This window comes from Candidatus Krumholzibacteriia bacterium, assembly GCA_035649275.1.
Lineage (GTDB): Bacteria > Krumholzibacteriota > Krumholzibacteriia.
The window spans coordinates 16,624-40,620 of sequence record DASRJW010000029.1; the positions used below are offsets into that span (position 1 = coordinate 16,624).

Below are 23,997 nucleotides of genomic sequence, written 5' to 3' on the forward strand. Positions count from 1 at the left end.
AGAGCGGGGGTCAAGTGTGAAAAAGGCCACCGGTTTCCAGCGGCGCGCCCGCGACTTCGCGCAGCGCGAGAACTGGGATGCCGCCCTCGCCGAGCTGCGCCAGGCGATCGCCGCCGACGCCTCGAACCCGATGCTCCACAATCAGATGGGGGACTTGTGCCTGCGCAAGGAGGAAGTGCCGCAGGCATGTGAGCATTTCGAGAAGGCCATCGATCTCTACGCCGCGCTCGGCCTGTACGCCAATGCCGTGGCTCTGTGCCGCAAGGTGATGCGGCTGGCGCCATCGCGCCTGGAGGTGCGCTACCGTCTGGCGCGCCTGCGGCACGAGCAGGGGTTGCAGACCGAAACGACCGCGGCGCTCGCCGACTACCTGGAGCTCCTGCAGGGGCGACGGGAAGGCGACACCCGCATCCTGGAGGAGCGCTGCCGCGAGATCGCCGAGCAGTTCCCGGAAGCAGCCCCCATCGGCAAAATCCTGGAGAAGCTCGAAGAAGCCCGAGCCTTCGCCTGCGCCTTCGAGATCGTGCAGCGCTTCGCCCAACGAGCCGCTGACGCGGGCGATGACGAGGCGGCCCGTCGCTACACGACCAAGATGCGTTCGCTCCGGGTGCTGGTGGAGAAGCGCGGTGGGGTGCTGCCAGGGAAACCCGAGGCACCGGCGGCGCCGGAGCGCCGCGGGGAAACCGCCGCCGCGCCGCGAGCCGCGGCGGAGAGCGGGGCACTCCAGATCGAGGACATCCGCGGCACCATCGCGCGCACCGTCTTCGGCGCCGAGCTGCCGCCCGTGCCCCCGCCGGAAACCGAAGCACCTTCGGCTTCGCGTGTCGAGCCCGGCGACGACCTGCCCGAGATCGCCGCCTCCGGGAAGGGGAGCGAGGCGCAGACGCCGGAGCCGGATCCGGATGCGGTGGCAAGCCGGGCCTACGCGGCGATGGAAGAGGACGAGGCGGAGAGCGCCGTCTTTGCACCGGAAATCGATGCTGATTCCGGGGACGAGGACCAGAGGAGCGTGATCGATCGCGGCGAGGCGGCCTTCGCTCTGGGCGCACCGGTTTCGCCTCCCGATCTGGAGGCGATCGGCAGAGAAGCGGGAGAAGGAATCGGCCCCGAGGCTGCGAGCGGCGGTGCGGCGGAAGAAACCGGCGGGATCGAGTACGAGCTGCCGGAAACCTCGTTCGCTGAGCTCGCCGGTCTCTTCGGCGGAGGCGACGAGCCCACACGCGCCGCGAAGACGGAGTTCACCGACGCACCCGCGGCAGCCGACTTCGCGCCGTCTCCCGCGACTCCGGAATGGACCCAAGACGAGCACCCGGCGGCTTCGGTTCCACCTCCTTCCTTCGGCGCCACCACCTTCGCTCTCGGCTCGGCATCGGCAACGCCGGAGCCCGACGCATCGGACTGGCTGCCCGAACCTCCTGCCGCGACCACCGAGCCGACCCCCTTCGAGCTCCCCGAGCCCGAGCTCGGACCGCCGTCATCCCACACGCCGCAGGAGCTGCGCGAGACCGTCTGGGTTCCCGACGACACCTCCGGTTTCGCGGCGCAGCATCCCCATGAAGGAGGATCGACCCACGAGCTGTCCGAGGTCATCGACACCTTCCGCAAGCAGATGGCTCTCGCGCTCGGCGACGACGCGGCGGCGCGCTACGACCTCGGCGTGGCCTACTACGAGATGGGCCTGTACGACGAGGCCCTGGCCGAATTCGAGGCGGCGCAGGGAAGTGCGGCGTTGCGCGAGCGCAGCCTCGAGATGATGGCGGCATGCATGGCGATGCAGGGCCGTCACGGCGAGATCCTCGAGCTCCTGGCCCCGGTGCTGCACACGCAGGACGATCCGCGGCTCGGCTTGGGTCTTCGCTTCAGCATGGGTGTCGCTTGCGAAGCCCTCGGCCGTCGCGGCGAAGCACGCCGGTACTTCGAAGCGGTGGCGCAGGTCGACAGCTCCTACCGCGATGTGCGCGCCCGCCTGCAGCGCATCTGAGGCATTCGCACCTCCCCGGCTCCTCACGCATCTTCCCACCCTCCCTGGTCGGCGCTATCCTGCCTGGTGCGACGATCTTCGTCCTCGACCCGGGAGTGCGATGGACACACGCGAGCTGATCCACACGGCGCTCCTGGTCTCGGTCTGCGTCGCTCTCGGCTATCTGGTGGCGGTGGTGCCGAACGTGGAGTTGATCAGCGTCGCCATCTTCACCGCGGGTACCTTGAAGGGAGTGCGACGGGGCGCCTTGATCGGAGCTCTCGCCGAAGGGATCTATGCCGGCGTCAACCCCTACGGCGTTTCTCCGTTGCCGCTCCTTCTCTCCCAGATCCTTGGCATGTCGGTGCTCGGGGCGGCGGGGGGCGTCTTCGCCCGCCATCCCGCGCAGGTGCCGGCGGCGCTGCAGGCCGTTCTCGCTGGCGCTTGTGGCTTGGTGCTCACGCTCTTCTACGATGTCCTCACCAACTCGGCGGGCTATCTCCTGGTGCGCGAGACGACGCCCTATCTCGCCTACATGATCGCCGGTCTCAGCTTCCCGTTTCCCCTGGCCCACGCGTTGGGTAACACCATCAGCTTCGCTCTCGTCGTCCCCGGGGTGCGGCGCGCCACCCGGCGCTGGAGCCCGGCATGAGGGGAAGTGGCCCGGGCGTCCTCCTCCTGCGCTGCATCGGCGTCGGTCTCCTGCTCGTGCTGGGCGCCGTGCCGCTTCGAGCGCAGGTGGCACCGCTCTCCACGCCCGACGCCGGAGCAGACGAAACCCTGGAGCGCGAGACGCTCCTCGCCTTCGAACCACTCTCCCTGGAGGACGTGCTGCGTCACCTGGTGGGTGTCGCCATGTCGCGCCGTGGGGCCGTGGGCTCGCTCGAATACACCCACGTCCTCGGGGCGTTGCCCGGGCGCGTCCAGCTCAGCCTGGATGGTATCGATCTGGCGGAACCCGAGCTGGCTTTCCCGCGTCTCTACGCCATCCCGCTCGCGGCGATCGAGCGCATCCAGGTGTTCCGTAGCACCGATCCGGTGCGGATCGAAGTGTGGACGCGGCGCCACACCACCGAGACCGCGGCCACCGAGATCGACCTCGGCCGCGGCGACTTCGAAACGCGCGTTCGACGGCTGCAGCTGCTGCTACCGCCGCGCTGGTGGTGGGTGGGCATGCGCTACGACGAGCTGCTACGGGGCCGGCAGGACTTCCGGCCCACGCCGACCACAGCGGCGCCGGCCTCGATCGGCGATTACGACGGCCGTGGCCGCTCGCTCATCTTCGGCTTCGAGCGCCAGGGCGGCGAGCGCTTGCGGGTGCTGCTGGCCGACGACTTCGACAACGCCCACGGCAGCTACGAAAGCGTCGACGAAATCACCGGAGCCAGTCGCGTTCTGGGCTCGCTGCGCTGGTGGCGGCCGCTGCGCGGTTGGCAGCTGGTGGCGGACGTGACGCAGCAAGCCTGGGAGCGGTCGCGTGGTTTCAGCACCGGTGTGCAGCAGATCACCGAGACCTACGGGCGCGTGGCGGTGGACCTGGAGCACGACGCGCCGGCGGGCCTCGGTGGGGCGCTCCGCCTGCGCGCTGCGGATGTGGACGGCGACCGCGAAGGCGTGGCGCCAGGCCCGGAGAGACGACGTTTCCAGCGCTACGATGGGGAGCTGCACCTCCACTGGCGAGGGACGTTCGCCTGGAACGGCTGGGTGAGCGTGCACCATCGCACCGACCTCAGCACGGAGTGGAGCGCCCGTCTGCACGGCGAGTGGAGCCGCGGTCCCTGGGCGCTCCACGCGCAAGGAGGCCGGGGGGTGAGCTTCGCCGGCTGGGGTGAATCCCTTGCCCCCGGAGACGACGGGGCGCGGCCCGGCATCTTCGCCGCCGGCGGCGTGCGCCGCCAGGGTGAACGCCTCACCCTCTCCCTCACGGGAGCGGCGAAGAGATTCGACCGCAACGGCACCGCGACGGCGCTCCTCTTTCCGCTCCTTGGTTCCGGCCCTACCCATCTGGCCGGAGGTTGCGCCGCCTTGGAGCTCCGGCTGGGCTCGAGCGCCTATCCTGGGGCCTTGCAGGGCCAACTCGCCTGGACGCCGGAAGTGGAAGGCGAGCGCGGCGGCCTGCCGGAGCTGCAAGCAGAAGTCGGCGGACGCGTCGCCGCGGTGCAGCTCTTCCACGGGGATCTGCAGGTGGCGCTTCGGGCTCGCTGGCGCCTCGAGGCGCGCCGCGACTTCACCAGCAGCGTCTCGCTGGCGCCCTACGCCGCCGGGGACGTGCGCCTCGATTTCCGCTTGCTCCAGCGCATGCTGGTCTACTGGGACGTGCAGAACGTCGCCGACACCGCGGTGGAAACCCATCCCGGTGTTCTCCTCCCCGGTCGTACTTCCCTCATCGGCGTGCGCGTGGATCTGTTCGACTGACCGCGTCGACGTGCGCGTGGATCGTTGCGCATCGTTTCGCATCGTTTCTCTTCCCCCGCCGCATCCTCCTGGATCGGAGTTTCAGCGATGTCGTCGCGACAGCGCGGGGCGCTGTGGTTCGTGGCGCTCTGCCTCGGCGGGCGCCTCCTCGATCTCTTCGACCTCCCCTTCGAAGCCCGGCCGCCGTCGGCTCCTCCTCCGGACACGCTGGCGGTCACGGCCACAATGGGCGATACGGTGGCGGCGCCTTCAGGCGCCGGTGAACCCGGCGCGGTAGCCGACACCGGGACGACACCCGCAACCAACACCGCGGCCGCCCGAACGCCGGAGCCCATCGCCATCAACCGGGCCAGCGCCGAGGAGCTGCAACGTTTGCCGCGCGTCGGCCCGGTGCTGGCGGCCCGCATCGTCGCCTACCGGCGCGAGCACGGTTCCTTCCGTGCAGCAGCGGACCTGCAGGGTGTTCCTGGCATCGGCCCGCGCACGGCAGCACGACTGGCACCGCTCCTGCGCTTCGATTGACGCTCTCGCATGCAGGTCGTGTGTCTTTGCCGGCCCCGCGATGCCGCGTCATGCCGCGTCATGCCGCGTCGTGCCAAGGGGCGGCAGGCGCTGCCGGGGCGAGCGGCAGGGAAACGGACCGTCCGCCTCGCCGTTTGCATGCTTCGCCCGGAAAGACACGCCTCGAGAGTCCCGCAGGGCCGTGGAAGCGCGCGCGGCGCAATCACATGCCGCCGCGGGTCGCGGGCATGTCGATTGCAGCGCGCCGGCGGCGAAACTGCAACGCCACGGCCCTCCAGATTCCGAGCGGGGAGACGCATGCAACTCGACGCGAAGATTGCGACCCAGCTCCTCGAGTCCTCCCGCATCAGCCGCGCGCAACTCTCCGAGGCAGAGAAGGCGAGCGCCCGTGAAAAGGCTTCCCTCGGCGCCACGCTGGTGCGGATGGGGGTCCTGACGGAGCCGGAGTACGAGCAGTTCCTCTCGCGCCACTACGGCGTCCCCTCGGTCCGCCTCGAGGAGGTCAAGATCCCTGCCGACGTGGTCTCCCTCGTCCCCTCCGAGGTGGCCAGCAAGTTCCAGGTGATTCCCATCGCCCGCATCGGGCGGCAGTTGACCCTGGCGATGGCGAACCCGCAGAACATCTTCATCATCGACGATGTCAAGTTCATCACCGGCCTCGACGTCAAGGCCGTGGTCTGCGCCGAGGGGTCGATCAAGAAAGCCATCGATCGCTACTACGACCAGGCAGACGCCCTGGCTTCGGTGATCAAGGAAATGGACGGCGAAGTGGAGGTCCTGGAGGAGGAGCAGGACCAGGACCTGGGGCTCGCTGCCGCCATGGACGAGAACGCCCCGGTGGTCAAGCTGGTGAACTCGCTGCTCACCGAGGCCCTGCGCCGCGGCGCCTCGGATATCCACGTCGAGCCCTACGAGGCCAAGCTACGCGTGCGCTTCCGCGTCGACGGCGTCCTCCACGACGTCATGACCCCGCCGATGCGCCTCCGATCGGCCATCGTCTCGCGCCTGAAGATCATGTCCGAGCTCGACATCGCCGAACGCCGGGTGCCGCAAGACGGCCGCATCAAGATCAAGATCAAGGGCAAGAAGGTGGACGTCCGCGTCTCCACGGCGCCGACGGTGCACGGCGAAAAAGTCGTGATGCGCATCCTGGATGCCTCGAATCTGCAGCTCGACTTGAAGAAGCTGGGCTTCGACCCTCTGGGGTTGCAGAACCTGCTGCGGGCCATCTCCCTTCCCTACGGCATGGTGCTGGTCACCGGGCCCACCGGGAGCGGCAAGACCACGACACTGTACTCGGCGCTGTCGCGTCTCAACACCGACGACACCAACATCATGACCGCCGAGGACCCGGTGGAATACAACATCGAGGGCATCAACCAGGTGCAGGTGAACGAAGAAATCGGGCTCAACTTCTCCACCGCTCTCAAGGCCTTCCTGCGCCAGGATCCGAACATCATCATGGTGGGCGAGGTCCGCGACCTCGACACCGCCTCCATCGCGGTGAAGGCGGCGCTCACCGGCCACCTGGTGCTCTCCACCGTGCACACCAACGACAGCGCCAGCACGGTGAACCGTCTGGTGGACATGGGTATCGAACCCTTTCTCGTCGCCAGCTCGCTCAACCTCATCCTGGCGCAGCGCCTGGCGCGGCGTATCTGCAAGCACTGCAAGAGCGAAGTGGGCATGGCCTCGGAAGAAGTACTGCACGAGCTGGGGTGGGACCCGAAGCGCGGCAGTTTCAAGATGTACAAGGGCAAGGGCTGTCCGGAGTGCAACATGACTGGCTACGCCGGCCGTCTCGGTCTCTACGAGGTGCTGCACTGCTCGCCGGGGATGCGCGAGAAGATCCTGGAACGGGCCTCGTCCGCCGAACTCAAGCGCAAGGCCATCCAGGAAGGCATGGTGACCCTGCGTCTCCATGCCATCAGCAAGGTCCAGGACGGGATCACCACCGTCGAGGAGGTCTTGAAAGAGACCGCCCGCGACGACTTGGAGAGCTAGGCGTGAACGCGAGGGGAATGCCGTGATCAATCTCCGAGAGCTGCTCGAGAAAATGATCCAGTTGAAGGCGAGTGACCTGCACCTCACCGCCGGTCTGTCGCCACAGTTCCGCGTCGACGGCGCTATCGGCGGCAGCGATTACGCCGTGCTCACGCCGGACGAGTGCACCCGTCTCGCCTACAGCGTCCTCAACGAAGAGCAAAAACGCCGCTTCGAGAACGACCGGGAGCTGGATCTCTCCTTCGGCGTCTCCGGCCTGTCGCGCTTCCGTTGCAACATCTTCCTCCAGCGCGGTGTGGTCACCATGGCGGTGCGCCAGATCCCCTACCAGATCCTGGGCTACAAGCAGCTCGGCGTGCCCCAGGTGGTCGCCGATCTGGCGATGCGGCCGAAGGGCATGGTCCTGGTCACGGGTCCCACGGGCAGCGGCAAGTCCACCACCCTGGCCAGCCTCATCGACCGGATCAATAGCGAGAGGCGCGCTCACATCGTCACCATCGAGGATCCCATCGAATACGTGCACGAGCACAAGCGCTGCATCGTCAACCAGCGGGAAGTGCGCGCCGACACCCACAGCTTCGAGGCGGCCCTGAAGCACGTGCTGCGGCAGGATCCCGACGTCATCCTCATCGGCGAAATGCGCGACCGGGAAACCATGGGGGCGGCGCTCACCATCGCCGAGACCGGTCACCTGGCCCTGGCGACGCTGCACACCAACAGCACCTTCGAATCGGTCAACCGCATCGTCGATTCCTTCCCGGCAGAACAGCAGCCCCAGGTGCGGGCGCAGTTGGCTTTCGTCCTCGAAGGCGTCGTCACCCAGCAGTTGGTGCCGCGGGCCACCGGCCGCGGCCGGGTGCTGGTGGCGGAGGTGATGATCTGCACCCCCGCCATCAAGGCCGTGATCCGGGAGGGCAAGATCCACCAGATCTACGGACTCATGCAGGCGGGTATGAAGTACGGCATGCAGACCATGAACCAGGCGCTGCAGCAGGCGGTCATCAACCGCTTGATCAGCGCAGCGGAGGCGCTGGCGTGCAGCCCGGAGCAGCAGGAGCTCCGCCAGATGCTGAGCGCGACCACGGGACTGCCCGTTGGTTCCAAGTAGTCGTTAGAACGAGGAGTGCGCGATGTCGACGACGTTTGTGTGGAAAGGCCGCACCCCAGCCGGGGAGATCCTCAGCGGGGAGCTGGCGGCGGAGAACAAGCAGGAACTCATCAACCAGCTGCGTCGGCGGCGCATCCTCATCACCTCGGTGGCGCCGAAGACGGCAGCGAACAAAGAGATCCGCCTGCGCAAGCCGCGGGTCACCACCAAGGAGCTCAGCGTCTTCACCCGCCAGTTCGCCACCATGATCAACGCCGGACTGCCGCTGGTGCAGTGCCTGAACATCCTGGCGCAGCAGGCGGACAATCCGTTCTTCAAGAGGAAGATCACGGAGGTCATGACCGACGTGGAGACCGGCATGACCCTGGCGGAAGCGATGGCTAAGCATCCCAATATCTTTTCCCGCCTGTACGCGAACATGGTGGAGGCCGGCGAGTCCGGCGGCGTGCTGGACAACATCTTCGCGCGCCTGGCGGTGTACCTGGAGAAGGCCGAGGCCCTGAAGCGCAAGGTGAAGGGTGCCATGACCTATCCGGCCATCGTCTGCTTCGTCGCCGTGGGGGCCACGACCTTCATGCTCCTCTTCATCATCCCCACCTTCGCGAAGATGTTCTCGGACTTCGGCGGCGAGCTGCCGACGCCCACGAAGATCGTGCTCGGTCTCTCGCACTTCATGCGCAGCTGGTGGTGGCTGATGGCGGGAGCGGTGGTCGGCGCCGTCCTGGGGGTCAAGTCCTACTACAAGAAGCCACAGGGCCGGCGCACCTTGGACCGGCTGATGCTTCGCTCTCCGGTGCTGGGCAACGTCATCCGCAAGGCCTCCGTGGCCCGCTTCACCCGCACTCTGGGGACGTTGATCAGCTCCGGCGTACCCATCCTGGAGGGTCTGGAGATCACGGCGCGCACCGCGGGCAACGCCGTGGTGGAAGAGGCCATCCTCAAGACGCGGGGCAGCATCAGCGAGGGCAACACCATCTCGGAGCCCTTGAAGAGCTGCGATGTATTCCCGCCCATGGTGACCCAGATGGTGGCGGTGGGCGAGGAGACCGGGGCCCTGGACGAGATGCTGAGCAAGATCGCCGACTTCTACGAGGCCGAGGTGGACGCCGCTGTCGAAGCCATGACCGCGGTGATCGAGCCGGCCATGATCATCATCATGGGCGTCCTCGTGGGCGGCATGCTCGTGGCCATGTATCTGCCGATGTTCAAGCTGGTGTCGGTGATTTCCGGGTCCTAGCAGGGAGACCTCGGGTGGTGTGGTTGGGTGGAGCGACGGTGCTGGCCTGCGGCGCGGCCTTGCTGGCGGCGTTGCAGGGCCACGCTCTGGCGGCGGCGCTGGCGACCTGCGTCAGCCTGTGCGGCGCGGCGCTGGTGATCGTGCGCTACGAGGCGGCGCGACGGGCGTTGTTGCAGCACCAGAACGACACAGAATCCGTACTGCGCTGTCTTTCCAGCGGCCTCCTCACCGTGGACTTGCAGGAACGCCTGCTGCACTGGAACCCGGCCGCCGAGCGCATCCTGGGACTGCAGTCCGGCGAGCTTCGCGGCGGCACCTTGAGTCAGGTTTTCGCCGAGCGCGCCCCGCTGCTCTACGAGCGGCTGCGCCGCACGTTGCAGGATGGCTCCGAGATCCATCGCTACGAGTTCCAGCTCACGCAGCCGGACGGACCGCCACGCCCCATCGGCCTGTCGACCTCGGCGCTGCACACGCCGGTAGGAGAGCGCAGCGGCATCCTCGCCAACTTCCAGGACCTCTCGGAAGTGCGGCGCATGCAGGAGCGCGTGCGCCGCGCCGATCGGCTGGCGGCGGTGGGGCAGCTGGCGGCGAGCATCGCCCACGAGGTGCGCAACCCGCTGGCAGCCATCGCCAACAGCGTCGACATGCTGCGCGACGAGCTGCCGGTGCAGGGACAGCAGCGCAAGCTCATGGATCTGGTGGTGAAGGAGAGCGAGCGTCTCAACCGCATCCTCGACGACTTCCTGGAGTACGCCAGCTCCCGGCCCCTGGACGTGCAGGTGGTGCCTGCCACCACCGCTTTGGAGGATGTGGTGACGCTGCTGCGGCACCATCCGGACATCGGCGCGGAGATCCGCATCGAGCTGCAGGACCGCACCGAGGGCGCGACGCTGCTCTGCATCGACGCGGAGCAGATGAAGCAGGTGTACGTGAACCTGGCGCTCAATGCCTTCGAGGCCATGCAACACCAGGGCACCCTCACCATCCTGGTGGAGTCCGCCGGTGGCGACGACGATGACGCTCCCAGCGTGCGCCTGCGCTTCCTGGACACCGGGCCCGGCATCGACCCACAGCAGGCGGACTTCATCTTCGAGCCCTTCCACACCACCAAGCCCGAAGGCACCGGTCTCGGGCTGTCCATCGCCAGCAAGATCGTCGAGAGCCACGGGGGCCGGCTGGAAGGAGCCAATCGCGCCGGCGGCGGCGCCGAGTTCACCATCGAGCTCCCGGCGGTAACGGGAGCGCGAGCGCCGGCGCCGGGGACGCCGGCGGCATTGCCGGGCCGCGAGCCCCGGCAGAAACCCAAGTCGTCCGAGGCGAGTGCATGGAGTCAGGTCACGGAGGAGAGCAGGAATGTCCGGTGAGAAGATCCTGATCGTCGATGACGAGCAGAGCATGTGCCAGTACCTGACGATCATGCTCCAGAAGGAGGGCTACGAAGTCGTCGGGGTCCTGCGCGGCGTGGACGCATTGCGCGAGGCCAAGGCCCGCAAGTTCGACCTGGTGATCACGGACATCAAGATGCGCGAGATGGACGGCATCCAGGTCCTCGCCGGTCTGAAGGCCATCGACCCGGAGCTCCCGGTCATCATCATGACGGCGTACGCCTCGCAGAAGAGCGCCATCGACGCGGTCAACAAGGGAGCCTTCCACTACCTGATCAAGCACGCCAAGAACGACGAGATCAAGATGGTGGTGCGCAACGCCATCGAGATGCGGCGGGTGCGCCGCGAGGTACCTGCTTCGGGGCGTCCTGGAGTGCGCAAGGAGAGCATGAGCGATCCGCGCATGATCATCGGCAAGGGGCCAGCCATGCAGCGCGTCTTTCAGCTGGTGGAGAAGGTGGCGATCACGGACAGCACCATCCTCATCCACGGCGAGAGCGGCACCGGCAAGGAGCTGATCGCCCGGGCCATCCACTTCCGCTCCACCCGGGCCTCCGGTCCCTTCGTGAGCATCAACTGCGGTGCCCTGCCGGAGAGCCTGCTCGAGTCCGAGCTCTTCGGCCACGTGAAGGGCAGCTTCACCGGCGCCATCAAGGACAAGGAAGGCCTGTTCAAGGTGGCCACCGCCGGCACCTTCCTCCTCGACGAGATCGGCGAGACCACCCCGGCCATCCAGGTGAAGTTGCTACGCGTGCTGCAGGAGAAGGAGATCATCCCGGTGGGTGGTACCAGCCCGATCAAGATCGACGTGCGCGTGATCGCCGCCACCAACCGCGAGCTGGATGAGGAGGTGGAGCACGGCCGCTTCCGCGCCGACCTCTACTACCGGCTCAACGTCATTCCAGTGAAGCTGCCGTCCCTGCGCGAGCGCCGCGAGGACATCCCGCTCCTGGTCTACCACTTCCTGCGCAAGAGCCGGCCGAACTACGCCGACGTCACCCAGGCCATCAGCAAAGAGGCGCTGCAATTCCTGGTGGACTACGACTGGCCGGGCAACGTCCGGGAGCTGGAAAACATCATCGAGCGCTCCGTGATCCTCCAGGCGGGGGAGGTGCTGCAGGTGGATGACCTGCCGGAGGTGGTGCGCATCAACCGCCGTCCGGGGGCCTCCCGACGGCTCTTCGAGGGGACCAACGTCACCCTGGAAGAGCTGGAGAGGGAATACCTGGTCACCGTGCTCAACGAGACCGGCTGGCAGAAGAAGAAGGCCAGCTCGATCCTGGGGATCAACGCTTCCACGCTCTACCGCAAGATCCAGCGCTACGGCCTGGACAAGGAAAGGGCGCGAGAAGACAAGGAAAAGGAACATGAGGAGTGAGAGCGGCATTGCTTTCGCAAGCTGCAGCCTGTGTCGGTCTGGTTCGGAAGTGCGGGGGATACGAACGGTCGCGATGCGTTGCGTCTGGACGGTCCGCACCCCTGGCATGGGCCATGCTGACGCGAGCGGCAGGCGAGGGCCGCTCCGGTTCCAGCCGGCCGCGGTGCGCACCGACATGGAGTTCGGTGGCAGTCGTGGACGTGACTGGGTTCGTCAGGGGAAGGGCACTTCCCCGCGTCTGGTGCGGACGATCTAAATCCGCGTTCTCCTGGAGGAAACTCGACATGCGTTCCAACAAGGGTTTCACCCTCATCGAACTCATGATCGTCGTCGTGATCATCGGGATCCTGGCGGCAATCGCGATTCCCAACTTCATTTCGATGCAGGCGCGCGCCAAGGAAGCGAGCGTGAAATCCAACGCGCACACGGTGCAGCTGGCCGCTGAAGACTTCGCGGTCCAGAACAACGGTGTGTACGCGACGGACGACACGACCGCCCTTCCGAGCGGCGACGTCATCAGCGACCTGCTGCCCGATCCGGATGGCGACGGCACGCCGAACCTGGTGAATCCGTTCGACTCGGCGGACAACTCGGTCCTGTGGACCGGCGCCGCCACGCTCGACGGCGAGGTCGGCTACGACACCACCGCCGATCCTGGTGTGCAGTACACGATCGACGCGATGGGCCGCAACGCCACCGTCGTCATCACCCTGTCCAACGGAATCTGATCCGGAACGCATCGTACGCGGTGCACGTGGGGCGGGGCGGCGAGGCACCGCCCCACGTTTTGCTTCTGGCAACGCTGTGCCCGGGGCGGACCGGGCCGAAGCTCCAGTACTCGGGTGTCCGTACGGGGAGGCAGCATCCATGCGCGGGCGAGCCGGCTTCACGCTCATCGAACTCATGTTCGTGGTCGTGATCATTTCCACTCTCATGGCCATCGCCTACCCAGCGTTTTACCGCATGCGGGAGCGCGCCAAGGAAGCCGGGGTCAAGTCAAACGCCCACACCGTGCAGCTGGCGGCCGAGGATTTCGCGGCGCAGAACTCCGGCATCTACGCCGTCGACGATACCTCCGCGCTGCCCACCGGCGACACCCTCGCCGACCTCGTGGTGCCGTCCGTCTCCAACCCCTTCGACAACACCGACGCGACACCGGTAACCTGGACCGGACCGGCCGATGCGGAGGGGCGCGTAGGTTACGACAGCTCCCTCGATCCTGGGGTGGGCTACGTCATCGACGGGCAGGGCGAAGGGGGCATCGTGATCTTCACCCTCACCAACGGACTCTGAGCGGCCGGTTTTCCTGACTTCCGCGCGCCCAGCGGCGCTGCATTCTCCAGGGCACACTGCTTGCGTGTTCTCCCCCGTATGCTGCTGCGCCTCGAGAACATCCACAAGTCCTTCGCCACGGGCTTCCTCATGCAGCGCCGCCAGGTGCTGCGGGGCCTCGAGCTGGCCGTCCAGGCGGGGGAAGCGTATGCACTCCTGGGGGCCAACGGCGCCGGGAAATCGACCACGCTGCGCGTCCTCCTCGGATTGGCGCGGCCCGATCTCGGCAACGGCACGCTGTTCGGCAAGCCCCTCGGGGAGCGCGCCGCGCGCCGCCAGCTGGGCTACTTGCCCGAGAACCCGAGCTTCCACGAGCAATTGACCGCGGTGGAGTTCCTGCGTTGTTGTGGCGGCCTCCTCGGGCTGCGCGGAACAGCGCTCGTGCAGCGCATCGACGCCCTCCTCGAGCGGGTCGAGCTGCAAGGGGCGCGTGGGACGCGGCTGCGCAAGCTGTCCAAGGGCATGCTGCAGCGCCTCGGTCTCGCGCAAGCGCTCCTCGGCGATCCGGAGCTCCTCGTGCTCGACGAGCCCATGTCCGGACTCGACCCACCGGGGCGGAAACTGGTGCGCGACCTCATCCTGGAACAGCGGCAGGCAGGAAAGACGGTGCTCTTTTCCACCCACATCCTGGCAGACGTCGAGACGGTGTGCACCCGTGCCGGCATCCTGCGCGACGGGCGCTTGGAGACCGAGCTCCGCCTCGAGGATCTGAGCCGACTGCGGGCGGAGAGCGTCGAGCTCACCCTTTCCGGCCTGGAGGAGCGCGACGTGCGCCGGCTGGGTCTGCTGGCGCGGAGTGCGCTGCGGGCCGGGAGCCACGTGATCTTCACGGTCGGACCGGGGGAGGTGCAGGAGCTCGTGCATGCCGCCCTGGAAGCGGGAGGCAGGGTCGAATCCCTGGTGCCGCGGCGCGTCTCGCTGGAAGACATCTATCTGGAGGTTTCGCGCCGGGCCGAAGCGCCGGCGGCGGCTCCGCTGCCATCGCCCCAGTCGGTGCGATCGGGAGGCGAGCCCTGATGCTGGAGAGGGTGGGCACGGTCGCGCGCTGGACCCTGATCGAGCTGCTGCGGGAACGGGTGCTCTATGTGGTGCTCCTCTTCACTGCTGTCCTCGTCGGCAGCTCCACGGTGCTGACGCCGCTGGCGCCGGGGGCGCAGAAGAAAGTCGTCGTCGATCTCGGGCTCGCCGCCATCGACACCCTGGGGATCCTGGTCATCCTGCTCTCCGGGACCTCGCTGGTACGGCGCGAGATGGACCGCCGCAGCTTGGACGTCCTCCTCACCAAGCCGCTCACGCGCCTCGAGTACCTGGCGGGCAAGTGGCTGGGCCTGGTGGGCACGCTCGGGGTGCTCACCGTGGCGATGACTGCGATTTTGGCGCTCGGCCTCGAGGTCTGCGGTTTCGGCTGGCACGCGCGCTACTTCACCGCCATCCTGGGTTCCGCTCTGTCCATGCTGGTCATGGCGAGCATCGCCGTGCTCTTCTCCACCTTCACCTCCCCGACGCTGGGATCGATCTTCACCCTCGCTCTCTTCGTGGGCGGGAACCTGAGCACCGGGATGCTGCGCGCCGTCCAGGCCGCCGGCGGCAACCGGCTCCTCGAATGGATCAGCCTGGGGCTCCCCAGTCTGGGTCTGTTCAACTTGCGCGGCGCCGCCGTGCACGGCACCGGCGTGCCCAGGGATCAATTCGTCGTCGCCGGTTGCTACGCCGCGCTCTACGTGATGACGGCGCTGGTGCTTGCAGCCCACATCTTCCGGCGACGGGACTTCCGATGAAGGCCGCGCTGCCGTACCTCTTCCTGGCGCTCCTCGTCATCGCCACCGTGCTGGCTGGGCGCACTGGCCAGGACTTCCTGCGCCGCCAACCGCGGCCCGTGGTGGCGGCGCTGCCTGCCATTCCCTTCCTCGAGGTCGTCTCCCTGGGTTACCGGGAAGCGGCGGCGGATCTGGCCTGGATGCAGGCGGTGCAGTACTACGGCCAGCACCGCCAGGGGGGGAACGATCTCTCCGAGTTCGGACACTACTTGCAGGCGGTGAACACGCTCGACCCGCATTACGAGCATGCCTATGTCCTCGGCTCGGTGGTGCTGGCCACCGACGGCAACAATCTCCCCGCCGCTCTCGAAGTGTTACGGCGTGGGGCCCAGCAGAACCCAGACTCCGGGGCGCTGCCCTTCGAGATGGGATTCCTGAGCTACGTGGTCGGCGACGACTCCGATGCGGCGTTGCGTTACTTCCGGCTGGCGAGCCAGGACCCGCGGCAGCAGGAGCGGGCACAGCGCTTCCAGGCTTTCCTCTCCCGCAAGCTGGGACGCCTGGAGACGGCCTACCTGCTGTGGAAGGATTTGTCCGAGCACACGGACAATGCTTCGCTCCGCATCGTCGCGCAGGAAAGCGTGCGCAGGCTGGAAGCGGAGATGCGCCAGCGCGGGCAGGTGCCGCCGTGAATCCCGTGATCGTCGCTGCCGCGGTCCTGGGTCTCGTGTGCGGCAGCTTCCTCAACGTCCTCATCCACCGCCTGCCGCGTGACGAGTCGCCCTGGCGCGGCCGCTCACGCTGCCCGCAGTGCCGGCGCACGGTGCGCTGGTTCGAGAACGTGCCGGTGCTGTCCTTTCTCTTCCTGCGTGGCCGCTGCGCCGGTTGCCACCAGCGCATCTCTTGGCGCTACCCGCTGGTGGAGATCGCCTCGGCGGCACTGGCGTGGGGCTGCGCCGCCCACTTCGACGGCCTCGGTGCAGCCGGCGCGTACTATCTCTTCCTCGCCGCCTTGCTCGCCATCGCGTGCATCGACTGGCAGCACATGATCATTCCTGACGAGCTCTCCCTTGGGGTGTTGCTCGTCGGCTTGGTGCTGGCGCCCACGGTGCTGCCTCTCGGTCTGCTGCAGGCGTTGCTCGGCGTCGGCGCCGGGGCCGGCTTCATCTGGCTGGTGGCGGCGGCGTACAAGGCGACCCGGGGCGTGGAAGGCATGGGCTTCGGCGACGTCAAGCTGGCCGGCATGATCGGCGCCTTCCTCGGACCGTTCCATGTGCTCTTCACCATTTTCCTGGCGGCGCTCCTCGGCTCGCTCTATGGCGCCGTTCTCCTCTCCCGGGGCGGCACACGTAAGAGCATGCTCGCCTTCGGCACCTTCCTCGCGGCCAGCGCCGCGCTCTCGCTCTTCGTCGGGGACCACCTCGCCGGCTGGTACCTCGCTCTCGGCCGCCGCCACTAGAACGTTTCAACCCCTTCTCCAGGCCTCGTCGTCGCCCGTCGTCGCGGCGGACGCTCCTCGGCGCGCCTCCAGGCGCGCCGCGTCGCTCGACACGACGGCCTGTTCGGGCCTCCATGCCCTCACGACGGGCACGTGTCGAGAGAGGAGCGCGCAGGAGAGCGCGCGACGAGCGTCCGCTGCAACGGACCTGGCGGGGCCGTCCGCAGCGAACGAGCTCGCGTGGAGCCCGGGCCGCGTCGCGTTCTGCCGTCACGACGAGGCACGACGAGGCCCGTTCGGCGCGAAGTCTGCGAGGACGACGCGGTGCAAGGAGGCGTGTGGAAGGTGGTGCGATGCACGAGGAGGAAGGCGTAACCCTCACGCCCCCCTGGCACAACGCTTGCGGTGCGCACCGCAGCGAATCCGAACTTCCGGCATGCCCATGGGGCCAACGGCCCGGCGCCGTCGGGAATCGGAAGAATGCACGATGCACGTGGTGTCGCTGCAATGCGGCGACGCGCGGAGGCCAGCATGCGAATCTCGTTTGCACGCGCGCGTAAGAGCTCCATCGGTCTCGACATCGGCTCGAGCCTGGTGAAGATCGTGGAACTCGACTTCAGCCGTTCGCAGCCGGGGCTGAGCAAGCTCGGCGTGGTGCCCCTGCCCCCGGAGGCGATCGTCGACGGCGAGGTCATGGACCGCCTGCTGGTGGTCGACGCCATCCGCGAGTGTGCCGCGCAAGCGGGCGTCCGCGGCGGTGAAGTGGTCACCGCGGTGAGCGGGCGGGCCCTCATCGTCAAGAAAGTCCTCATGGACAAGATGGACCAGGCGGATGCACGCGAAGCCATCTTCTGGGAAGCCGAGCAGCACGTCCCCTTCGACATCGAAGACGTCAGCCTGGACTTTCAAATCCTCGACGAGGGTGGTGCGGGCAACCAGATGCAAGTGCTCCTCGTGGCGGCAAAGAAGGAGCTCATCCACCAACACGCCGATCTGGTGCGCGAGGCCGGTCTGGAGCCGCGCATCATCGATCTCGACGCGTTCGCGGTGCAGAACTGCTACGAGAGCAACTATGGACCCGAGCCGCGCAAGGTCGTCGGGCTGGTGAACATCGGCGCCGAGGTGACCAACCTCAACATCGTGCAAGGCGGCGCGCCGCAGTTCACCCGCGACCTCTCGGTGGGGCGCTCGCGCTTCGTCGAGGAGGTGCAGCGCGAGTTCAACATCGGCCAGGACGAGGCCTCGCGCCTGCTCACGCAGGCGCGTCCCGACGGCGTGTCGGAAGACACCATGCGCACGGTCGTCGCCCGGGCGGCGGAAGAGCTCTCCGGTGGTCTGGAGCGCTCCTTCTCCTACCTGAAGAGCGCCGAGGGCGGCGCCCAACTGGACACGGTGTTCCTCTCCGGCGGCGGCTCCCAGATGCCCTTGCTCCGCCAGCACCTGGCCGAGCGCCACCAAGTGCCGGTGGAGGTCCTCGACCCGTTGCGGAGCGTCGCCTTCGAGCCGGAATTGTTCTCCGAACAGCCCCCGGAGGAGCTCGCTCCGCTCCTGGCCGTGGGCGTCGGATTGGCCCTGCGCAGGGTGGAGTAGAGCCGTGATCCGGATCAACTTGCTTCCCCGGGAAGAACGTCCGAAGCGTCGGACGCTGCCGACCATCCAGATCCCGCGCCTGGGCACCGTCGCCCCCTTCGCGGCGCTGGGTGTGATCGCACTTGCCGTCGTCACCGCGGCGACGGTGCAGAGCCGCCAGCTTGCCAAGCTGCAGGGTGACGTCGCCGCGGCCCGCGCCGAGACAGAGCGCTACAAGCCGCAGCTGGAAAAGATCCGCGACATCACCCAGAAGCGCGAAGAGGTGCGTACCCGCCTGGACATCATCGCCCGGCTGGACCGCGATCGCTACTACCGCGTGCAGCTGCTGGACGAGGTCAGCCAGGCGCTACCGGACAACATGTGGCTGTCGGAGCTCTCGGAGCTCGGCGACCGGCGCTTCAAGCTCGATGGTGTCACCTTCTCCAACTTCATCGTGGCGCGATTCATGGAGGATCTGGAGAGCGCGGAGCACTGGCAGGAAGTGGATCTGGACGTGACCCAGAAGGGCGAAATGGAGGACCTCGAGGTCGTGAAGTTCAGCCTCGTCTCCAACGCCCAGCCCACGCCGGTGCTGCCCACGGCCCTCGAGGCCCCGAGCCCGCAGCTCTCCAGCGCGCAACCCTAAACCGGGGATGGAGTAACGATGTCGCTACGGGATCCACGCACCCAGAAGATCGCGATCTGCTCGGCCGTCAGCGTCGCCGTCCTTTGGGGCTTCTTCGTCGCCGACTTCCTGCCCTTCGGGTATCGACGTCGCGCCGCCGAGGTGACCCGGTTGCGCGGCGAGTACGAGAGCGTGGCGGCGGAGCTGGAGAAGGCGCGGCGCACCGTCGCCACCTTGCCGCAGCTGGAGCGCGAACACGCCGAGCTGCAACGGCGCTGGGAAGAGGCGCAGCAGTTGCTGCCCACGGACAAGGAGATGGCGCGGCTGCTCATGCAGATCACCCAGGCCGGCGAGGAAGTGGGGGTCGAGTTCGAGTTGTTCAAGCCCGGGTCGCCGCGGCCGCAGGAGTTCTTCAACGAGAACCCGGTGGAAATGCAAGTGGCCTGCGGCTACCACCAGCTCGGCGTGTTTCTGTCGCGGCTGGCGAACCTGTCGCGCTTGGTCAATGTGTCTGAGCTCCACCTCAAGGGCCACGATTCGAAGACGCGCGAGCAGCTGAAGAGCACGGGGCGCGAGGACGAGACCCTGATCGCCACTTTCATGGCGACGGCGTACTCGCTCCGCGACATGAGCGCCGAACCGGTGGCGGCGGCGCCGGCGACGGGCGGACGCAACGGCAAGGCCGTGACGCCCACGGAAGACGCGGCGCCGAAGGCGGCGCGCAAGGGACGCCCTACTCGCGCCGTGGGTCCGGCGAAGAACGCCGCGGCCGCCGCCTCGAAGAGGGGGAAGTAGCCATGCTGCGCACTCGCTCGTCTCGACTGATTTGGCCCCTCGTGGCGTGGCTCTGCGTCGCTCCCGCGGGCGCCGCGAGCGCGAAAAAGAAGGCAGCGGCTCCGGAGAAGGCACCGGCCCCCGAGGCCGTGACCCCGGCGGCTTCGGCCCCCGTGGCCACGGGCTCGGCGTCCACGGGCTCGCCGGCAGAGGCCACGCCGGCAGCGGCCCTGGCGGCAGCGGCGAAGTCGCCGGCAGACCTCCTGCTTCCTGCCGAGGACACGGCGCCGCAGGCACTGCGGGAGAAACAGTTCTTCTATGGCTCTTTCGGCATGCGCGATCCCTTCCGCTCCCTCGTGGGCGGGGACTTCGAGCCGGCGGAGCAGGAGCTCGTGGATCTGCACACGGTGCAGCTGGTCGGGATGTTGTGGGAAGACGAGGAATACGTCGCCATCGTCCAGGACGCCCAGGGTTTCGGCTACGCCCTGAGCCCGGGCGACCCCGTGCGTAACGGTGTCGTGGTCTCGGTCACTCGGCACGAACTTGTCGGACGACTCAACGTCTTCGGCATGGTGGATCGAGTGAACCTTCGTTTACAGCGTGAACGTGACGAGGAGTGAGGAACATGATGACGCGTGAGCACGCAATGCGGGTCGGGCTCGCGGCTGCCCTGTCACTGCTGGTGACCATGGCCGGGGCCGCACAGACCCTCAAGGAGGTCGAGGTCCGCGGCGTGGGAGACGGAACCCGCATCGTCCTGGACGTGGACGGCGAGGTCACTCACAAGTCCTTCATGCTGACGAACCCGGAGCGCATCGTCCTGGATCTGCTGGGCGCATCGAACAGCGTCCGCGTGGGCTCCCGCAGCCTGCCGGCAGGCCCGGTGAAGGACGTGCGCATCTCGCAGTACGCCCGCGATCCCCAGGCAGTGACGCGCCTAGTCTGCGACCTGCGGCAGCCGTCGCAGTTCGAGGTCACCCGGGTGGGCAACAAACTGGTGCTGGCGGTGAGCCCCACCGGAGCTCCGGCGCCCGTGGGTGCCGTGGCAGCTCGCCAGGTGCCGGCCTCGGAGCCGGCCCCGGCAGAGAAGGCCGTAGCGGAGAAGTCCCCGTCGACCGCGCCTGCACCGGCGGCCCGCTCGGCGCCGGCGCCGGCAGCGGAAATCACCGTGGCCGCGCCGTCGAGCCCGGCCCCGGTGGAGGACGCAGCGCCGAGTCCGGGCGCCACCGCTCCAACCCAGAACGCCGCGGCTCCGGAGGCGGCGCCGGCACCCGGCACCGCCACCCACGGCGAGGTGACGCCGCGCCTGGCGGCGGCCTACCGCCGCGCGGGCGTGCAGGTACCGGAAGACCGGCAAGCGCCGGAGCTGATTCAGGCGCCGGTGACGGTGCACGAGAGCAGCGGCCGCCGCATCAACCTGGACCTGCAGGGCGCTGACATCCGCACCGTGCTGCGCACCCTCTCCGATTACGCCGGCAAGAACATCATCGCCGGCAAGGACGTGGAGGGCCAGGTCAACGCGCGCATCAAGGACGCCCCCTGGCAGGACGCCCTGGCGGCCATCCTCAAGGCGCATGGTTACGGCTACGTCGAGGAAAACGGCATCATCCGCGTCGGCGAGATGGCGAAGATCCGCAACGAGGAGCTGGAAGAGGTGGCGGCGGCCCGCAAGCGCGAGGAACTGCTGCCCATCGTCACCGAGGTGTTCAAGCTCGAGTTCGCCAATGCCGCCGAGCTCAAGGCGTCGCTGGCGGAAATGTTGACCAACCGCGGCAAGCTGCAGACCGACAGCCGCACCAACTCGCTCATCGTCAGCGACATCCGCTTGAACGTGGAGAAGATCGGCTCCATGGCGCGGGAGCTGGACGATCGCACCCAGCAGGTGGAGATCGTCTCCAAGCTGGTGGACGTCTCCGCCGATGACAGCAAGAACCTGGGGATCTCCTGGTCCCTCACCAACGTCAGCCTCGGCGACGTCACCGGCGGCGCCGCGGTCACGGCGCCCACGCCGGGTGCGGTGGGGGCGCTGCGCATCGGCACGGTGCAGTCCTGGGGACAGCTGGACATGTTGCTGGACGCCCTGGCCCGTTCCAAGCGCGCCAACATCGTCTCCAACCCCAACATCACCACGGTGAACAACCGGGAAGCCAAGATCCTGGTGGGTTCGAAGATCCCGCTCATCGTGGCCGACGAGGCCGGGAACGCCATCACCCAGCTCACCACGGTGGGCATCCAGATGCGCGTCACCCCGCACGTGAACTCGGACAAGACCATCACCCTGGACTTGCATCCCGAAGTGAGCGAACTGTCCTCCCAAGCGACGGTGCAGGGGGGCGTGATCATCAACACCAGCGAGGCCGACACGCGGGTCGTGGTGAACGACAGCGAGACCGCCATCATCGGCGGCCTCATGCGCGACGTCTCGTCGGAGGTGAAGACCGGGATCCCGGTGTTGCAGGACATCCCCGGTCTGGGGTGGCTCTTCCGCACCTCGAACAAGTCGACCGACAAGCGGGAGCTCATCATCTTCGTGACCCCCAGGCTGCTGGAATCGGCCTCCCTGGGCGGGCAGCAGTACCAGCAGAAACCCTGAGCGCACCACTTGCCGACTCTGCGCGTCGCGGCGCCCTGCGGGGCGCCGCGCGCGCTTTCCGCCCCGACGTTGGGGGCGCTGTGCGGCGCGCCGCCGGGGCGCGCTTGCGCCTGCGGCCCCCCCTTCTCTAGGCTGGAGCGGACGGCGCGCCGCGCCGTCGCGCACGTCGACCCCGTGCGCCGCTCTGGACGTGGTGGAGGCCCACGGTGGCGCTGCGTTTCCTGACTGCCGGCGAATCCCATGGCCCCGGGCTCACCGCCATCGTCGAGGGCTTGCCCTCTGGTCTGGCTCTCGATCCCGCGGCGGTGGAAGCCGAGCTGCGCCGGCGGCAGGGTGGTTACGGCCGCGGCGCGCGCATGCAGATCGAAGCGGATCGCGCCACCTTCACCGCCGGCGTGCGGCACGGCAAGACCCTCGGCAGCCCCTTGGCGCTGCACATCCCCAATCTGGATCACAAGCACTGGGAGAAGATCATGGCGCCCTTCGGTGTGGCGCCGGTACCACCACAGCGCGAGGTCACCGCGCCACGCCCGGGGCATGCGGATCTCGCCGGCGGCACCAAGCACCGGGCCCGCGATCTGCGCGACGTGCTCGAACGCGCCAGCGCCCGGGAAACGGCGGCCCGCGTCGCCGTCGGCGCCGTCGCTCGGCAATTCCTCGCCGTCTTCGGTGTGCGCATCGTCGGGCACACCCGCTCTCTCGGCGGGATCACGGTGGAAGCACGGGTGCCGGAGGAGGTGCCCTACGACGCGGTGCAGCCACGGGCGGCGGCCAACGATCTCGCCGTGCTCGATCCGGAGATGCACGCCCGCATGGTCGCGGCCATCGACGCCGCCAAGGCGGACGGCGACACCTTGGGCGGCGTGGTCGAAGTGCTGGCGCTGGGAGTGCCCGCTGGGCTCGGCAGCCACGTGCACTGGGACCGGCGGCTCGACGCGCGACTCGGACAAGCGTTGCTCTCCATCCCGGCGGTGAAAGGAGTGGAGATCGGTCCGGCGTTCGCGAACGCCGCGCTGCGTGGCTCCCAGGTGCACGATTCCGTGGCACCGGCGGCGGCCGGCGGGCTGCAGCGGCAGAGCAACCGCGCCGGCGGTTGCGAAGGCGGAGTGAGCAACGGCGAGCCTCTGGTCTTGCGCGCGGCGATGAAGCCGCTTTCCACCTTGATGCGGGCGCTGCCCACGGTGGATCTGCGCACCGGCAAGCCCGCGCGGGCGGCGGTGGAGCGCAGCGATGTCTGCGCCGTCCCCGCCTGCGGCGTGGTGGCCGAGGCGGTGGTCGCCATCGTTCTCGCCCAGGCGTGGCTGGAAAAATTCTCCGGCGATTGCTTGGACGACGTGCTGGCGGCGTGGCGTCATTACGTGCAAGAGGTCGCCCGGTGGCTGCCATCGTCCTGATCGGTTTCATGGGCAGTGGCAAGAGCACACTCGGGCAGAAGCTCGCCACCGCTCTCGGTGTCGATTTCGTCGATCTCGACCAGCGTCTCGAAGCGGAGCAAGGCTGCAGCATCCGCCATCTGCTGGCGCGGCACGGCGAGGCGGGCTTCCGCGCCCTGGAGCTGCGAGCGCTGCACGACTTGCTCACCAGCGGCGGTGCGGATCGGGTCATCGCCACCGGCGGCGGCGTGGTGGAGAGCCAGGCGGCGCGACCCCTGCTCCGCCGTCTCGGGCGGGTGGTCTGGTTGCGGGCGAATCCGGAAGCGTGCGTGGCGCGACTCGGCACCGCCCGGGGAGAGCGGCCGCTCCTGGACGACGAGAGCAGCTGGCGCGCCCGCTACCAACGCCGCGAGCCGCTCTACCGCGACCTTGCGGAGCTGGTGGTGGAGACGCACCCGGCAGCCCTCGAAGCCAGTCTGGAGGCGGTTCTGCACGGCCTCGGCCTCGCTCCACCGGGTGCCTGACGC

21 protein-coding genes and 1 pseudogene are annotated in these 23,997 nt (G+C 68.1%); all 22 read left to right on the forward strand.

The annotated features are described in order from the left end of the window. The first annotated feature begins 16 nt into the window (after positions 1–16). The 22 genes and pseudogenes from VFE28_02775 (at position 17) to VFE28_02880 (ending at position 23,994) form a co-directional block, all read left to right on the forward strand. Positions 17–1,981: a hypothetical protein gene (locus VFE28_02775; GenBank protein ID HZM14904.1), complete on the forward strand. Its 1,965-nt coding sequence runs from the start codon at positions 17–19 to the stop codon at positions 1,979–1,981. A gap of 100 nt (positions 1,982–2,081) precedes the next feature. Further along, on the forward strand, positions 2,082–2,612 hold the full coding sequence (locus tag VFE28_02780; GenBank protein ID HZM14905.1) for a hypothetical protein: 531 nt from the start codon (positions 2,082–2,084) through the stop codon (positions 2,610–2,612). Next, positions 2,609–4,375 carry a TonB-dependent receptor gene (locus tag VFE28_02785; GenBank protein ID HZM14906.1) on the forward strand — a complete coding sequence of 589 codons (1,767 nt, stop codon included), beginning with the start codon at positions 2,609–2,611 and terminating at the stop codon, positions 4,373–4,375. Before VFE28_02780 ends, VFE28_02785 begins: the two co-directional genes overlap by 4 nt. Before the next feature lie 87 nt (positions 4,376–4,462). Then, a complete protein-coding gene (locus tag VFE28_02790; GenBank protein HZM14907.1) occupies positions 4,463–4,897 on the forward strand; it encodes a helix-hairpin-helix domain-containing protein in 435 nt (144 codons plus the stop codon). A 297-nt stretch (positions 4,898–5,194) separates the two neighbouring features. Beyond that, on the forward strand, positions 5,195–6,901 hold the full coding sequence (gene pilB, locus VFE28_02795; GenBank protein ID HZM14908.1) for a type IV-A pilus assembly ATPase PilB: 1,707 nt from the start codon (positions 5,195–5,197) through the stop codon (positions 6,899–6,901). A 22-nt stretch (positions 6,902–6,923) separates the two neighbouring features. After that, positions 6,924–8,009, forward strand: a complete 1,086-nt coding sequence (locus VFE28_02800; GenBank protein ID HZM14909.1) for a type IV pilus twitching motility protein PilT — start codon at positions 6,924–6,926, stop codon at positions 8,007–8,009. Between the two features lie 22 nt (positions 8,010–8,031). Then, positions 8,032–9,246, forward strand: coding sequence for a type II secretion system F family protein (locus VFE28_02805; GenBank protein HZM14910.1), 1,215 nt, complete (start codon positions 8,032–8,034; stop codon positions 9,244–9,246). Between the two features lie 14 nt (positions 9,247–9,260). Further along, the gene (locus tag VFE28_02810) at positions 9,261–10,610 is read left to right on the forward strand and encodes an ATP-binding protein (protein HZM14911.1); all 1,350 of its coding nucleotides are present in this window, start codon (positions 9,261–9,263) and stop codon (positions 10,608–10,610) included. Further along, a complete protein-coding gene (locus VFE28_02815; protein HZM14912.1) occupies positions 10,600–12,009 on the forward strand; it encodes a sigma-54 dependent transcriptional regulator in 1,410 nt (469 codons plus the stop codon). The genes VFE28_02810 and VFE28_02815 overlap by 11 nt, the downstream gene beginning before the upstream one ends. A 284-nt stretch (positions 12,010–12,293) precedes the next feature. Further along, positions 12,294–12,428 (forward strand): annotated as a pseudogene (locus VFE28_02820) (prepilin-type N-terminal cleavage/methylation domain-containing protein). Between the two features lie 448 nt (positions 12,429–12,876). Next, the gene (locus VFE28_02825) at positions 12,877–13,302 is read left to right on the forward strand and encodes a type II secretion system protein (GenBank protein HZM14913.1); all 426 of its coding nucleotides are present in this window, start codon (positions 12,877–12,879) and stop codon (positions 13,300–13,302) included. A gap of 78 nt (positions 13,303–13,380) precedes the next feature. Beyond that, positions 13,381–14,358 (forward strand): ABC transporter ATP-binding protein, encoded by a 978-nt coding sequence (locus VFE28_02830; GenBank protein HZM14914.1) that lies wholly within the window; start codon positions 13,381–13,383, stop codon positions 14,356–14,358. After that, positions 14,358–15,119 carry an ABC transporter permease gene (locus VFE28_02835; protein HZM14915.1) on the forward strand — a complete coding sequence of 254 codons (762 nt, stop codon included), beginning with the start codon at positions 14,358–14,360 and terminating at the stop codon, positions 15,117–15,119. The genes VFE28_02830 and VFE28_02835 overlap by 1 nt, the downstream gene beginning before the upstream one ends. Beyond that, positions 15,116–15,790: a hypothetical protein gene (locus tag VFE28_02840; GenBank protein HZM14916.1), complete on the forward strand. Its 675-nt coding sequence runs from the start codon at positions 15,116–15,118 to the stop codon at positions 15,788–15,790. The genes VFE28_02835 and VFE28_02840 overlap by 4 nt, the downstream gene beginning before the upstream one ends. Continuing rightward, positions 15,787–16,557, forward strand: coding sequence for a prepilin peptidase (locus VFE28_02845; protein HZM14917.1), 771 nt, complete (start codon positions 15,787–15,789; stop codon positions 16,555–16,557). The genes VFE28_02840 and VFE28_02845 overlap by 4 nt, the downstream gene beginning before the upstream one ends. Positions 16,558–17,067: 510 nt before the next feature. Next, positions 17,068–18,126, forward strand: coding sequence for a type IV pilus assembly protein PilM (gene pilM / locus VFE28_02850; protein ID HZM14918.1), 1,059 nt, complete (start codon positions 17,068–17,070; stop codon positions 18,124–18,126). Between the two features lie 4 nt (positions 18,127–18,130). Continuing rightward, a complete protein-coding gene (locus tag VFE28_02855) occupies positions 18,131–18,751 on the forward strand; it encodes a PilN domain-containing protein (GenBank protein HZM14919.1) in 621 nt (206 codons plus the stop codon). Positions 18,752–18,769: 18 nt separating this feature from the next. Continuing rightward, a complete protein-coding gene (gene pilO / locus VFE28_02860) occupies positions 18,770–19,525 on the forward strand; it encodes a type 4a pilus biogenesis protein PilO (protein HZM14920.1) in 756 nt (251 codons plus the stop codon). A 2-nt stretch (positions 19,526–19,527) separates the two neighbouring features. After that, positions 19,528–20,124: a hypothetical protein gene (locus VFE28_02865; protein ID HZM14921.1), complete on the forward strand. Its 597-nt coding sequence runs from the start codon at positions 19,528–19,530 to the stop codon at positions 20,122–20,124. A 5-nt stretch (positions 20,125–20,129) separates the two neighbouring features. Further along, positions 20,130–22,097 carry an AMIN domain-containing protein gene (locus tag VFE28_02870; GenBank protein ID HZM14922.1) on the forward strand — a complete coding sequence of 656 codons (1,968 nt, stop codon included), beginning with the start codon at positions 20,130–20,132 and terminating at the stop codon, positions 22,095–22,097. 212 nt (positions 22,098–22,309) lie between these two features. Continuing rightward, a complete protein-coding gene (gene aroC / locus VFE28_02875; GenBank protein ID HZM14923.1) occupies positions 22,310–23,491 on the forward strand; it encodes a chorismate synthase in 1,182 nt (393 codons plus the stop codon). Then, on the forward strand, positions 23,473–23,994 hold the full coding sequence (locus VFE28_02880) for a shikimate kinase (protein ID HZM14924.1): 522 nt from the start codon (positions 23,473–23,475) through the stop codon (positions 23,992–23,994). Before aroC ends, VFE28_02880 begins: the two co-directional genes overlap by 19 nt. The last annotated feature ends 3 nt before the right edge of the window (positions 23,995–23,997 follow it).

Excerpts from the sequence above, each read along its gene's own strand:
- VFE28_02780 (HZM14905.1), top strand. The coding sequence starts at position 2,082 with ATGGACACACGCGAGCTGATCCACACGGCGCTCCTGGTCTCGGTCTGC.
- VFE28_02785 (HZM14906.1), top strand. The coding sequence starts at position 2,609 with ATGAGGGGAAGTGGCCCGGGCGTCCTCCTCCTGCGCTGCATCGGCGTC.
- VFE28_02790 (HZM14907.1), top strand. The coding sequence starts at position 4,463 with ATGTCGTCGCGACAGCGCGGGGCGCTGTGGTTCGTGGCGCTCTGCCTC.
- pilB (HZM14908.1), top strand. The coding sequence starts at position 5,195 with ATGCAACTCGACGCGAAGATTGCGACCCAGCTCCTCGAGTCCTCCCGC.
- VFE28_02805 (HZM14910.1), top strand. The coding sequence starts at position 8,032 with ATGTCGACGACGTTTGTGTGGAAAGGCCGCACCCCAGCCGGGGAGATC.
- VFE28_02815 (HZM14912.1), top strand. The coding sequence starts at position 10,600 with ATGTCCGGTGAGAAGATCCTGATCGTCGATGACGAGCAGAGCATGTGC.
- VFE28_02825 (HZM14913.1), top strand. The coding sequence starts at position 12,877 with ATGCGCGGGCGAGCCGGCTTCACGCTCATCGAACTCATGTTCGTGGTC.
- VFE28_02830 (HZM14914.1), top strand. The coding sequence starts at position 13,381 with ATGCTGCTGCGCCTCGAGAACATCCACAAGTCCTTCGCCACGGGCTTC.
- VFE28_02835 (HZM14915.1), top strand. The coding sequence starts at position 14,358 with ATGCTGGAGAGGGTGGGCACGGTCGCGCGCTGGACCCTGATCGAGCTG.
- VFE28_02840 (HZM14916.1), top strand. The coding sequence starts at position 15,116 with ATGAAGGCCGCGCTGCCGTACCTCTTCCTGGCGCTCCTCGTCATCGCC.
- pilM (HZM14918.1), top strand. The coding sequence starts at position 17,068 with ATGCGAATCTCGTTTGCACGCGCGCGTAAGAGCTCCATCGGTCTCGAC.
- pilO (HZM14920.1), top strand. The coding sequence starts at position 18,770 with ATGTCGCTACGGGATCCACGCACCCAGAAGATCGCGATCTGCTCGGCC.
- VFE28_02865 (HZM14921.1), top strand. The coding sequence starts at position 19,528 with ATGCTGCGCACTCGCTCGTCTCGACTGATTTGGCCCCTCGTGGCGTGG.
- VFE28_02870 (HZM14922.1), top strand. The coding sequence starts at position 20,130 with ATGATGACGCGTGAGCACGCAATGCGGGTCGGGCTCGCGGCTGCCCTG.